We start from the raw sequence: 12,946 nt of genomic DNA, 5'->3' as shown, positions 1-12,946 counted from the left end.
CCCTCCCCGCAGGGGCTGTTCTTGTTCTCCCCAGTATTGGTGTCCTGACTGGGAGCGCCTCATGCCTGGTGGCCGGGATCGCCGGCCGGGAGGGAGCCGGGGTCGCTAGCCGTGGAGGGAATTGGGGTCGCCTGCCGCCGGGGAGTGCGGATCGCCGGCGGCGGAGGCGGACTGGGCGTGACGGGCAGAGAGAACCTGCGTTGCGAAGAACAGCACCAGGGCCGTCCCGCCAGCCAGCAGGAACGGGGCGAGGGGGAAGATCAGGCGCAAGTACCCGGCCACGGGGACGGCTAGGGCAGCCGTCAGGCTGCTGACGGTGCCGATAGCGCCCAGGGCCCTGCCCCGGATGGAGTCGGGCAGCGCGATAACCCGGAAGGTGTCACTGGCCACCATCGAAAACTGGAAGGCGGCTGCGATCGCCAGCATGCCGGCCACGATGGCCACGAGGTGCCTCTGAAGTGACCAGAGCAGCACAATGGCGCCCAGGCTCAGGGTGGCCCAGGAGAGCACCCGGTAGCAGCCCCACCTGGCCACTGCCCGGCCGGCAAGCAGACTCGATACCGCTGAGACCGCTGACCCCGCCGCGTAGAACAAGTTTATCTGGGATTTGCTCAGCCCCATGGCGTCGCTGGCGTGCAGGGCCAGGAAGGGACCCCACATGGTGGTGCTCAGTACCAGGTGGTAGGCCGCCGAAATGAGGAGCACTACGGCCAGCCGTCCGGAGAACACCTGGGTGAAGCGAAAGTGCAGTGAGCCCGCCGCAGCGGGTTTGGTCTCCTGGAGCAACGCGTGCCTGGTGATGGCAGTGCACAGGAAGACCGCCCCCGTGATGAGGAGCAGGCCCTGCGCCCGCACGATGGGAAGCAGGTAGGCGCCCACCAGGGGACCGACCACCACACCCACCCCGACTGCGAACTCCACTACCCCGAAGGCATGTCCCTGCCGCTCGGGGGGGACGGCCTCACCGATTATCGCTGAGAACACGGGTCCTTGGATGGCGTTCGCTACGTACCACAAGACGTAGACCGCCACGAAGGCCCTCCAGGAGGGCATTAAGGCGGCCGCCGCGATGGACACGGCACACAGGTAGGTGGGGTAGACGATGGTTGGGTGGCGGCCCAATCGGTCGGTCCAGATTCCCCCCTGGTACTGGAAGAATGCCGCTACCGCCGTCCATATGGCCACCGACAGGCTGACCTGAAAGTCCGATGCCCCCAGGTCGCGCAAGATCAGGGGAAGGATGGGACTCCAGAGCGTCATGGCCCCCACGTTGAGCGCTGTGGTGACGGCCATGACGGGTACGTTGCCTCCCGGGTATCCAGATGCTGTGCGCACGCCTACTCGTTCGCCCCGGCCCCGGCACTTCCCTGCCGTGGCCCACCCGTAACTTTGTTGCTGTTCGGGGCGGTTCCTGTTCGTGGCGCGGCACTGCCCGGTCTCTCTTCACAAAACCTTCACGGTTGGGGGGTATCATAGCGGCAGGAGCGGGAGAAGGAGGTTGATCGGTTTGCGCAGGTGGATGTGGGTGATCGCCGGCGCGCTGGTGCTGGCACTGGCAGCTTCGCCGGTGCTGGCTTCCGGGGTGGGCGGCCAGCGGATGCGGGCCCGCGATGGGTCCGGCCTGGACCAACCGCGGTTGCAGGTCCGGGATCGCGTCTGTACGGAGCTGGGCGTGACCCCCGAGCAGTTCCGTCAGGCGTGGCAGCGAGCGGCTACCCAGGTGGTGGACGAGGCTCAGGCTCAGGGGAAGCTGACCCCCGAGCAGGCTGACCGCATCCGGCAGCAGATCGAGCAGGGCAACCCGGGTTTCCGGGCCGGTCGGGCTGCAGCTGGTAAGGGCCGGTGGGCAATGGGGATACACCTGCAGGCAGGTCGTTGGGCGCTCGACCAACTGGCCGAGTTCCTGGGGATGACCCCGGAGGACTTCTGGAGTGCCCTGCGGGGCGGCAAGTCGGTAGCTCAGATAGCGCAAGAGCGGGGCAAGACCCGGCAGGAAGTCGTCGACTTCCTCACGGGAAAGGTGAAGGCACGGCTGGATGAGGCTGTGGCAACGGGCAGGATCACCCAGGAGAGGGCCGACGAGGCGATGGCGGCCTTCCAGGCCCGCCTGCCCCAGGTGCTGGACTACGTGCGGGATTGCACGGGGTGTCCGGGTTGCGGCGGCCCCGGCGCCCGGTGGCAGCGGGGTGGCCAGGGGCCGCGGGCGCCCCAGCCATCCCAGGAACCTCAGGCGAGCCAGGGCTTCTAGCTGGCAAGGGATAGCGGAAAGCCATGCTGGGGACCGGGAGGGGCACGCGAGGTGCCCCTCCCATCTTTACTGTTTGAGGGTTGGGACCGGCGCCTGCGGCCGGGGACCGGAGGGTAACGGGCCGCCGGAGTCGAATTCTGGGCTGGAAAGATCGGTCGGGGTGGTTGGACGATGGGGGAACCCCGGATAGCGGTGGCGGCGGCCTCGCGGCGGACCAGCAATTTCCTGGTTTCTCACATGCGTGAGGTCCTGAACCCCTTAGGAGGCCGGCTGCGGATCGACTCCTTCTGTTTGCAGGAAGGACTTTCCTCTTTCGGGGACTACCCCCTCGTGCTGGTGTCTTCGTCTTCTCTGGCCCAGGACGTATCGCGGTACACGGAGCCTGGCACCGACATCCTGGTTATGAGGCGGACGCTGCGCCGGGAAAGCTGGGAAAAACTCATGGCGCTGCCCCCGCGGACCAGGGCCATGCTGGTGAACGATGACCAAGGCTCGGCAGCCAGCGTGATTTCGCTCATATATGAGCTGGGAGCGAAGCACCTTGACCTGGTGCCGGTGTCGCCCGAACTCGATGACGTTCCTGCACTGGACATTGCCATCACCCCTGGTGAGCCCCACCTGGTGCCCCCCAATGTGAAGAAGGTCATCGACATCGGGTATCGGGTGATCGATGCCACCACTTTCGTTGACGTTCTCAGCAAGTTTGGCATGTTCGATGTTCGAGCAAACCGCCTGATATCAGATTACATGCTGGGGATCATCCCCCGCAGCCCGGGCCTGTGGTTCGTGCTGGGGCGTATGGCCGAGATGCGCAGCCAGATGGAGGGGCTGCTGGACGTGGTGGGGGAGGGCGTGGTCGGATTCGACCTCCAGCACCGGGTTAACGTGTTCAACCGCAAGGCCGAGGAGATCCTGGGGCGTCCGGCCTGGACCGTGATGGGGCGTCCTGTGACCGAAGTCCTTCCCGCCCTGGCCGACGTGTCTTCCCTGCAGGGTGCCGACGGCATCAGGGATGAGGTGTGGCCCCTGGGATCGCGCCGGGTGGTGGTAACCCACATCCCCGTGACCCGGGACGGCGAACCCGCCGGTGGCGTGTTGCGGATACGGGAGGCCGACGAGATAGAGCAACTGGAAGGGAAGCTGCGCGCGCAGTTGCGGGGCAAGGGCCACGTGGCGAAGTACACCTTTGCCCAGATCCAGGGGGTGAGCAGGGCTATCCGTGCTGCGGTGGCGCGGGCGGAAAGCTTCAGCTGCAATTCCTGTGCCGTACTCATCCACGGTGAAACCGGGACGGGCAAAGAGTTGTTCGCCCATGCCATACACAACGCCTCGCCCCGGAAGGCGTACCCCTTTGTGGCGGTGAACTGCGCCGCTCTGCCAGAGACATTGCTCGAAAGCGAACTGTTCGGATACGAGGAGGGGGCGTTCACGGGGGCCCGCAAGGGCGGCAAGGCCGGTTACTTCGAGCAGGCCCACCGGGGCACCATCTTCCTGGACGAAATCGCGGACATGCCGCCGAGCGTGCAGGCCCGCATCCTGCGCGTACTACAGGAAAAAGAGGTTGTGCGGGTGGGGGGCACGCGTGTGATCCCGGTCGACGTGCGGGTAATAGCCGCCACCAACCGGAATCTGAAGGGGCTGGTGGAGCAGGGGGCATTTCGGGCTGACCTTTATTACAGGCTGAACGTGTTGCCCCTCCACATCCCGCCCCTGCGGGAACGCGCCGAGGACATCCTCCCCCTGGCCCGCTTTTTCCTGCGCATGCGGCAATCGGCCATTGTCCTTTCTCCGGAGGTGTGCGCGGCACTGCAGTCCTACTCCTGGCCGGGCAACGTGAGGGAGCTGGAAAACTGCATCGAGTACCTGATCAGCGTGGTCCGGGGAGAGGCCACCCTGGACGACCTGCCCGAGGCCGTGCGCGAGTACGCATGCCGCCAGAGCACGAACAACGCGATGCTCCAAGCTGGTGGACAGGCGCCCGACCCGCTGGTGGCGGTGCTGAGAGAGATAGAGCGGGCAGCCGACAGGGGGGTGTCGGTGGGCAGGCGCAGCCTGGCGAGGAAGCTCAACGGTTTGACGGAGCACGAATTGCGCCAGGTTCTCAAGCGCCTGCAACTGGCGGGCATGATCCTGGTGAAGAGGGGTAGGGCGGGAACCAGCATCACCAGCCTGGGACGGGAATTCCTCCGCCGCCAGGGCCGTGCCGGCTCGTAGCCGAGGGACCTGCTGCACACAGGTGCTCTTATAAGGCGGGACACCCGGTCCGGATGCGGGGGCGACCGCAAATGGGTCGGGAATTGGGTGACGGGTTATTGGGCGTCGCCCTTTTTGTTGTGCGGAGGCGGGGTCAGGTTGTCCGCTGAGCACTTTTTCGGTCGGGGCCGATGTGGCACGGTTGTTGCGTTGGATCCTTCCGGGGGTGGGAACGGGCATACGGGTTGCAGTACTGCGCTGAGTCCGGTGCATGTCAGCACAAGATAGGGGGGTGCATGGTTTGAGAATCAGGCATCCATTGCTTGCAGTTGTGGTGCTGTCGCTGGCAGTGGTGCTGGTCGCGGTGGGTTGTGCCCGCAAGGTGCAGGAGCCGGCCAGGGAACCGGTCATACTGCACGACTGGTTCACCGATGATCCCGGAACGCTGGATGTGCAGCAAGATACCACCCTGGCCGTGTACGGTCTCGCCCGGGAACTGTTCAATACCCTGGTCCGGTACAAGGGGGAGACCCTGGAACTCGAGCCAGAGCTCCTGGAGTCAATGCCGACCATCTCGGCTGATGGCAAGGTTTATACCTTCAAGCTGAAGCAAGGGATACTCTGTCACGACGGCAAGACAGAGCTGACCAGCAAGGACGTGAAGTTCACCTTCGAACGCATGCTGGATCCTAACGGGAAGGGCCTGAGCACCTGGCTGTACGAGCCCATCTTGGGCGCAAAGGATATGGTGGAGGGCAAGGCCGCGGAGCTGAAGGGGTTTAAGATCATCAACGACTACGAATTCGAAATCACCCTTGAGAAGCCCTACGCACCCTTCTTGCACAATCTGGCCGTGCCCTCTGCCTCGATATACCCGGCCGAGCTGTGCAAGGCGGCCGGCGAAGAATGGGGGCGTAAGCCCGTCGGTACCGGGCCGTTCAAGCTCAAGGAGTACACTCCTTCCACGTCCATCGTGCTGGAAAAGAACCCCTACTATTTCGAGAAAGGGCTGCCGTACCTGGACGGTATTGAGTACCGCATCGTTCCCGATGAGGCCACCGGACTCATGGAGTTCGAAAAGGGCACCTTCGATGTCACCTCCATTCCCACCAACGAATTCGAGCGTATCACCAAGTCCGGGCAGTACACCATCCTGGAGAGTACGCCACTCAACACGTACTACTTCGTGTTCAACATGAAGGAAAAGCCTTACACCGACGTGCGCGTGCGTAAGGCCATCGCCATGGCCATCGACAAGCAGAAGATCATCGACAGCATCCTGGGCGGACGTGCCACGGTGGCAAAGGCATTCGTCACGCCCGGCATACCGGGTGCATACCCTGCCGGCCAGGGCCCGGCGTATGACTACAACCCCGCCGAGGCGAAGAAGATCCTCGAGGAGGCCGGGCTTAAGAAGATCAAAGCAGTCACCTGGCAGCGGGGCGGCACCCAGGTGGCTGATACCAACATTGCCATCCAAGCCATGCTGAAAGAAATCGGGATCGACCTGGAAGTGCAGATCATAGACCGGGCCGCTTTCGGTGAGGCGCGGGCCCAGGGCAAGGTACCGGCCAACTACGGTAACTGGTGGGCGGATATCCCGGACCCCGACAACTACCTGTATACCTACTTCCATCCCAGCCAGTCCAGGTACATGTCCACCAACTACGACAACCCCAGGGTAACCGCGCTTCTGGATGAAGCACGCATCACCACCGATCCTGCCCGGCGGGCTCAGCTGTACCAGGAGGCGGAGAAGATCATCGTGGGGGACGATGCTGCCATCGTGCCGCTGTTCCACAAGAAGGACTACCTCGCCGTGCAAAAGAACGTGAAGGGCATTATCATGCACCCCACCGGTGTGAACAGTTACAAGATGGTCCAGAAGGAACCGGCACCCAAGTAGAGGCATGGTTGGGGGGAGTCCGGCACAGGCCCGGGGTGATGTCCTGCCGCCCCGGGGCAGGGTCCTCGTGGCCGGACACCCCCCTTATCATTCCCGCCCATTGGCCTGAGAGGTGAAAGGATGCTTGTTTACAGCGTGCGCCGGCTGTTGCTGGCCATTCCGGTCTTGCTGGGCATTTCCGTGATAACTTTCATCCTGATGAACGTGGTCCCCGGGGACCCGGTGCTGAACATGCTGGGCAAGCGGGCGGACCCGGTCGTGGTGGAAAAGGTACGCGCGCAATTGGGTCTCAACGACCCTCTTTACGTGCAGTTCTTCCGGTTCGTGGCCAACGCGGCCCGGGGCGACCTGGGGGAGTCTTACCGCTTCCGCCAGCCGGTTACTCGCCTCATCCTCACCAGCTTCCCGGTGACCGTCAAGGTGTCGATCAGCGCCATGCTGGTGGCCATCGCCATCGGGTTGACGGTGGGCATCGTCTCGGCGGTGAAGCAATACTCCGTCATCGACCATGGCAGCATGATCCTGGCCCTGAGCGGCATCTCTGCGCCCATATTCTGGGTGGCCCTGGTGGCGCAGTATGTGTTCGGCCTTCGCCTCGGTATCCTGCCCATTTCCGGATATGCCACCTGGAAGGAGATGGTACTGCCCGCCCTGGTGCTGGGGTCCCGGTTCGCCGCCTCCATCGCCCGGCTCACCCGCTCCAGCCTGCTGGAGGTGATCAGGCAGGACTACGTCCGCACGGCCCGGGCCAAGGGGCTGGCCGAGCGGGTGGTCATATTCAAGCACGCCCTCAAGAACGCGCTCATCCCGGTCATCACGGTGGTGGGCCTGCAGATCGGCGGGTTGCTCACGGGGTCCATCCTCACCGAAACTATCTTTGGCATCCCGGGTCTGGGGCGCCTGGCGGTGACGGCCCTCAACAACCGGGACTTCCCCCTCCTCCAGGGGACGGTGCTGTTCACAGCCTTCGTGTACATCATGAGCAACCTGGCGGTGGACCTCTCTTACGCCTATGTCGATCCCCGCATCAGGTTGCGCTAGAGGGGAGGGAGCAGCATTGCCCCGGGAAAGCCCATCTACCGCCCAGGGAACCACGTTATTGCCTCGGGGAAGCCGGTCGGCCCGGGAAGGCCGCACTTTGGCGGCCGACGCATGGCGACGTTTGCGTCGTAACCGTCCCGCCATGGCGGGGCTGGCGTACATCGTGATCCTGGTCCTGGTGGCCATCCTGGCCCCTGTTATCGCCCCCGCCGATCCATACGAACAGGATCTCACCTGCCGGCTGGCACCTCCGGGTGCCCCGTCCGTCATCAGCCGCACCGGGACGTACGTCCTGGGGGCGGACCAGTTCGGGCGGGACATCCTATCACGCATCGTCTATGGCTCGCGCATATCCCTGGCCGTGGGGCTGGTATCGGAGTTCATCGTCACCGTAATCGGAGTCACCGCCGGCCTGCTGGCGGGGTATTACGGAGGCTGGTTCGATAACCTGGTGATGCGCGTGTGCGACATCCTCTTCGCCTTTCCCGATCTGCTCTTTTGCATTGGGATCATGTTTGCCCTCGGCCCCGGGCTGCTGAATATCTATATAGCGTTATCCGTGGTGGGATGGGCCGGGATGGCTCGTCTGGTGCGGGGACAGGTGCTGGCGCTCAAGGAGACCGAGTACGTGGAAGCCGCCCGCGCCCAGGCGGTGAGTGACCTGCGCATCATGTTCCGGCATATTCTACCCGGGTGCCTGGCCCCCGTCATCGTGTCCATCACCCTGGGTATCCCGGGGGCCATCATGGGCGAAGCCAGCCTCTCGTTTCTGGGCCTGGGGGCGCAACCGCCCACGGCCAGTTGGGGAAGTATGATCTACGACGCCCGGGCTTACCTGCGAACCCATCCCCTCTTCTCGATATGGCCTGGCGTCGTCATCATGCTGACGGTGTTTGCCTTTAACCTCTTCGGTGATGGGTTGCGGGACGCCCTGGATCCCCGCATGAAGACGTAGAGCCGACAAAAGGTGGTGGCGATCAGGTGGACGCGGGAATGTGTGGCGCTGGCGGCATCGTCTGGCGTCCCCTGCTGGCGGGCGTGTTCTTCGCCTTCGGCCTGTTCCTCTCCTTTGCGGGATCGGGGTGTGCCTTTTCCCCCGGATGCAGCGGCCTGCCTCTCAGCCGGGTCCCCGATGAGCAGATACTGGCCTCTACCAGGGAGGCACTCGACTCACTCGCCCGGGAGAAGCAGCTGGACGAACGGACCACGGTGTGGCAGGTGGACGTCGCCGTGGCGGGCGGCCAGGTGACTCTGACGGGTAAGAGCAGTTCCCGTCAGTTGAAGGACGAAGCGGTTGCCCTGCTGGGCCGCCTGCCCGGGGTGCGCCGGGTGGCGGACGCCGTGGTGGTGCTGCCCGATCCCTCTCTGGGGGAGAACACGCGGGCCATCGTGAGGTTCCCGGTGGTTAACCTGGGCGATGCCCCCGGGCAGGCGGAAGGTAAGCACACTGTGACCCAGGCCGTACTGGGCATGGTGGTGGATGTGCTGGAGCAGGCGCAGGGGTGGTATCGGGTCAGGATGTGGGACGGTTACCTGGGCTGGGTGGATGGCCAGTCCCTGGTGCTGGCAAGTCCTGCCGCGGTGGAGAAGTTCCTGGCGGGAAGGCGGGTGGTGGTAACCGTGCCTCTGGCTCCCGTGCGAGCCTCAGCGTCGCCGGAAGCCCGCGAGGTGTTCTCCCGGCGCGCGGTGGAGGGTACCGAGCTTCCCTGCTTGGGGGAGAAGGGGGGGTGGGTACGGGCAGGGCTTCCCGGCGGGGGGGAAGGGTTTCTGGCGAGCAGCCACGTGACCGTGGTACCCGGGCACGGCCAGGTTTTTGCGGAGAAAAAGGACGCCGGGGCGGTGATAGCCACTGCCTGCCACTACCTGGGCCTGCCCTACCTCTGGGGAGGGACCACCGCCTACGGTTTCGACTGCTCGGGTCTCACCCAGTTTGCCTTCCGCGTCAACGGATGGCACCTGCCCCGGGACTCCGACATGCAGTACGAGACGGGGGTGCCGGTTGCGGACCGCGGCAAGCTGGTACCGGGAGACCTGGTTTTCTTCACCACTTACAAGCCGGGGCCATCCCACGTGGGCATCTACTTGGGCGGCGGGCGGTTTGTCCACAGCAGTTCGGGAGGCGTTGCCATCAACAGCCTGGACCCCACCGATCCCGAGTACAGCGCCTATCTGGGCAGCCGCTTTCTGGGCGGCCGCCGCATCCTCCGAACCTCGCCCTGATTGCTCTCTTGCTGGCAAGACGAAATAGCTTCTCCAGTGGGCACGCCACCGCTCGCGCCGGGGCGGCTATCTGACCTGGTGGTGCTGGCGGACGATGTCTTCCGGCTGTCCACCAAGGACCTGCGCCAGGTCCCCTTTCCTGGTGGTGATCAGGGTTGCCTGCCATGTCTCAACAATGACACAGGACTTCTCGATATTTGGAGCACCGAGTGGGCCGCAGGGCGGGGGTGCCAGCAGGAACCGCCCCAATTCGTGCCTTTTCCGGCTTCCGACGACCGCGATCCCTGGGCAGGCTTGGCATGATTCTTGCAAGTCATGCTGCGTGGAACCAGGCAAATGAACGCGAAGGGAGGCCGAGGGATGGAATTGGGAGCTTACCCGTACGCGAACTGGGTCCTGGTGGTGCTGGCCGTGTACCTGGCCGGCATGGTGCTGGTGGGCTGGTGGGCGTCGAAGCGGATCAAGGACGTGGCGGACTACGTGGTGGCGGGTCGGCGGATGGGGATGCTCTGGATTGCCGGGTCGTTATTTGCCACCTGGTTTTGCGCGGGCACGTTGATGGGGGCTACGGCAAACGCTTACCTGTTTGGAAACCAGGGGGTGATATTTGACCCCTGGGGGGCGGCGTTGTGCCTGGCGCTGGCCGGTTTCTTCTTTGTGCGCATTATGAGACGAGGCCGCTTCATCACGCTGGTCGACTTCTTCGAGATGAGGTACGGCCGGGAAATGGGGCTCGCCAGCACCATAGTGCTCATCATCGCCGAGATCGGCTGGGTGGGCGCTCAGCTGGTTGCTTTCGGGACGATCATCCAGATCTTCAGCGGCCTGCCCCTGTGGGTGGGTATCGTCATCTCCACCGTGGTCCTGGTGGCTTACACCTACATGGGCGGCATGTGGGCTGATACTCTCACCGACATCGTCCAGATGTTGATCCTGGCGGTGGGTGTAATCGTCATGTTGCCGGCGGCCATCTCCCACGTGGGGGGGTGGAGCTCGTTCTTCGCCAACGCCGGTAACTGGGCCGAGCTGCCCCCGTTCGCCATGGGTCCGGTCAAGGAGTCCGGGTACCTGGGATACACCGGCACGCTGGGATGGATCTATTACTTCGCGGCCTGGATGTCCATCGGGCTGGGCAGCATCCCCGCTCAGGACTTCATGCAGCGCGCCCTCTCCTCCCGGGACGAGAAGGTGGCCGTATACTCCTCGTACATCGCCGCCGTGGGTTACATCGTGATAGGCCTCATCCCGGTGGCCCTGGGCATGGCCGCCTACATTATCAATCCCGATCTGACCGTCCCCGAGACGGAGATGATCCTCCCCTGGATGGCCATGAACTTCCTTCCCCCGGCCCTGGCCAGCATCTTCGTGGCGGCTGCCGTGGCTGCCCTCATGTCCAGCGGTGACAGTGCCCTGCTGGCCATCGGGTCCCTGGCGGGTTACAACGGGCTGCGCTATTTCAAGCCCAATCCCTCCGAGAAGGAAAGCCTCTGGGTGACGCGCATCATAGTTCCCATCGCCGCGGTCGCGTCCCTGCTCCTGGCCCTGTACGCGGAGACCATCTACCGGCTCATGGTGATCGCCTGGACGGTGATCCTGGTAGGCCTGTTCGCCCCCTATGCGGCTGCGTACTTCTGGAAGAAGGCGAACCGGTCGGGTGCCTTAGCTGCCCTGCTGGGGGGCTTCGCTTCCTGGCTGGCGTTCATATTCTATTACCTTCCCACTACCATGGAGGCCAACACGGGGGTAATCGAAGAAGGCGTCGTCTACATGGACTGGGCCATATGGGATGCTGTGTACCTGGCATCGGTGCCCGGGTTCGTGATCTCCGTGGTGCTGCTGGTGGTGGTGTCCCTGCTCACGCAGCGGGCCGATCCGCCGCGGCTGCTAACGGATATCGACGGTAACCCGCTTCCGCTCAGGGACTGGCTGGGCATATTCCGCCGCAATCAGGCTGCGGAACGATCTTGAGGAGGGATGTATGGTGCCCCGTGCCAGCTACGAGCAAGTGATCGCGGAATCTCAGAAGATCCTGGACATGATCGCCAAGAGGGAACTGAGCCCGGAAGAGAGAGCCTGGGTGGTGGAGGAGACGGTGCGGGGGTTCCGGGATCATGTCAACCCCGGCTTCCTGGAGTATCGCAAGTCGGTATCCACCGATTACACCGCGGTGGAGTGGGATGACCGGGGGGTCACGTTCCGGGACGTCCACGGCAAGGTGTTCATCGACTGCCTGGGAGGTTACGGCATTTACAACTGCGGGCACCGCCACCCCAAGGTGCTGGCCGCGGTGCAGAACCAGCTCAACCGCCAGGCCCTGCACAGCCAGGAGCTGCTTGACCCCCTGCGGGCCATGCTGGCCAAGCTGGTGGCCGACATTACCCCGGGTGACCTGCAGTATTCGTTCTTCACCAACAGCGGCACGGAGAGCATCGAGGGGGCGCTCAAGCTCGCCCGCCTGCACACGGGGCGCAAGACCTTCATCGCTGCGGTTAACGCCTTCCATGGCAAGAGCATGGGCTCCCTGTCGCTCACCTCCAAGGCCGTGTTCCGCAAGCCATACTTGCCCTTGCTTTCCCACGTACATCACGTACCCTTCGGGGATGCCGATGCCCTGGAGAAGGTGATGTCAAGTTGCGCCTTCGTGGGGGAGGACGTGGCGGCGGTGGTACTGGAGCCCGTGCAGGGTGAAGGGGGTGTGCACGTGGCCCCCGACGGCTACCTGCCCCGGGTGCGCGAGCTGTGCGACCGTTTCGGCGCCCTGATGGTGCTGGACGAGGTGCAGACGGGCATGGGCCGCACCGGGAAGATGTTCGCCTGCGAGCACTGGGACGTGGTGCCCGACATCCTGTGCCTGGGCAAGGCCTTTGGTGGTGGCGTCATGCCCATCGGGGCGTTCGTCTCCACAGCCCGCATCTGGCAGGAGATGACCCCCAACCCCTTCCTGCACACCACCACCTTCGGCGGCAACCCCATCGCCTGCGCGGCGGCCATCGCGGCCATCAACGTGATCCTGGAGGAGAAGCTATATGAGCGGGCTGCGGTAGTGGGCGATTATTTCCTGCGGGGGCTGCAGGTGCTGGCCGATCGGTACCCGCAGGTATGCCAGGAAGCGCGCGGTCTGGGCCTCTTGCTGGGGATGGAGTTCCGCTCCAACGAGCTGGGTTACGAGGTGGCCAAGGGCCTGTTCGAGAACGGGGTTTTGGTGGCGGGGACGCTCATCAACGCCAAGACCATCCGCTTTGAGCCGCCGCTCACCATCGAGAAGGAAGAAGTCGACACCGTGCTGGGCATTTTGGAGTCGGTGCTCAAGAAAGTGGCACGGAGCCTGGGGTGATGAT

The 12,946-nt window shown here is 64.2% G+C and carries 9 protein-coding genes; 8 read left to right on the top strand and 1 reads right to left on the bottom strand.

The window, feature by feature from the left end:
* Positions 1-105: 105 nt before the first annotated feature.
* A complete protein-coding gene (locus AB1446_01145; protein ID MEW6545510.1) occupies positions 106-1,293 on the bottom strand; it encodes an MFS transporter in 1,188 nt (395 codons plus the stop codon).
* Positions 1,294-1,507: 214 nt separating this feature from the next.
* On the opposite strand from AB1446_01145, the gene AB1446_01140 reads away from it, so the two are divergent.
* The 8 genes from AB1446_01140 (at position 1,508) to AB1446_01105 (ending at position 12,942) form a co-directional block, all read left to right on the top strand.
* A complete protein-coding gene (locus tag AB1446_01140) occupies positions 1,508-2,248 on the top strand; it encodes a hypothetical protein (GenBank protein ID MEW6545509.1) in 741 nt (246 codons plus the stop codon).
* A gap of 171 nt (positions 2,249-2,419) precedes the next feature.
* Positions 2,420-4,462, top strand: coding sequence for a sigma 54-interacting transcriptional regulator (locus AB1446_01135; GenBank protein ID MEW6545508.1), 2,043 nt, complete (start codon positions 2,420-2,422; stop codon positions 4,460-4,462).
* A 280-nt stretch (positions 4,463-4,742) separates the two neighbouring features.
* Entirely contained in the window at positions 4,743-6,347 is a 1,605-nt protein-coding gene (locus AB1446_01130; GenBank protein MEW6545507.1) for an ABC transporter substrate-binding protein, read from the top strand.
* A 120-nt stretch (positions 6,348-6,467) separates the two neighbouring features.
* Entirely contained in the window at positions 6,468-7,388 is a 921-nt protein-coding gene (locus tag AB1446_01125) for an ABC transporter permease (protein MEW6545506.1), read from the top strand.
* Positions 7,389-7,485: 97 nt separating this feature from the next.
* Positions 7,486-8,343, top strand: coding sequence for an ABC transporter permease (locus AB1446_01120; protein ID MEW6545505.1), 858 nt, complete (start codon positions 7,486-7,488; stop codon positions 8,341-8,343).
* A 26-nt stretch (positions 8,344-8,369) separates the two neighbouring features.
* Positions 8,370-9,608: an NlpC/P60 family protein gene (locus AB1446_01115; GenBank protein ID MEW6545504.1), complete on the top strand. Its 1,239-nt coding sequence runs from the start codon at positions 8,370-8,372 to the stop codon at positions 9,606-9,608.
* Positions 9,609-9,968: 360 nt separating this feature from the next.
* On the top strand, positions 9,969-11,576 hold the full coding sequence (locus tag AB1446_01110; GenBank protein MEW6545503.1) for a sodium:solute symporter family protein: 1,608 nt from the start codon (positions 9,969-9,971) through the stop codon (positions 11,574-11,576).
* Positions 11,577-11,586: 10 nt separating this feature from the next.
* The gene (locus tag AB1446_01105) at positions 11,587-12,942 is read left to right on the top strand and encodes a putrescine aminotransferase (protein ID MEW6545502.1); all 1,356 of its coding nucleotides are present in this window, start codon (positions 11,587-11,589) and stop codon (positions 12,940-12,942) included.
* The last annotated feature ends 4 nt before the right edge of the window (positions 12,943-12,946 follow it).

It is taken from the genome of Bacillota bacterium (genome assembly GCA_040757085.1).
Taxonomy (GTDB): domain Bacteria; phylum Bacillota; class Sulfobacillia; order JACIYH01; family JACIYH01; genus JACIYH01.
The sequence above is the reverse complement of the archived record's forward strand: the minus strand, read 5'-3'. Positions and strand labels throughout refer to the sequence as shown.

What these genes read in the sequence shown, in the direction of transcription:
- AB1446_01145 (MEW6545510.1), bottom strand. Translation starts at nt 1,293, where the DNA reads ATGGCCGTCACCACAGCGCTCAACGTGGGGGCCATGACGCTCTGGAGT.
- AB1446_01135 (MEW6545508.1), top strand. Translation starts at nt 2,420, where the DNA reads ATGGGGGAACCCCGGATAGCGGTGGCGGCGGCCTCGCGGCGGACCAGC.
- AB1446_01125 (MEW6545506.1), top strand. Translation starts at nt 6,468, where the DNA reads ATGCTTGTTTACAGCGTGCGCCGGCTGTTGCTGGCCATTCCGGTCTTG.
- AB1446_01110 (MEW6545503.1), top strand. Translation starts at nt 9,969, where the DNA reads ATGGAATTGGGAGCTTACCCGTACGCGAACTGGGTCCTGGTGGTGCTG.
- AB1446_01105 (MEW6545502.1), top strand. Translation starts at nt 11,587, where the DNA reads ATGGTGCCCCGTGCCAGCTACGAGCAAGTGATCGCGGAATCTCAGAAG.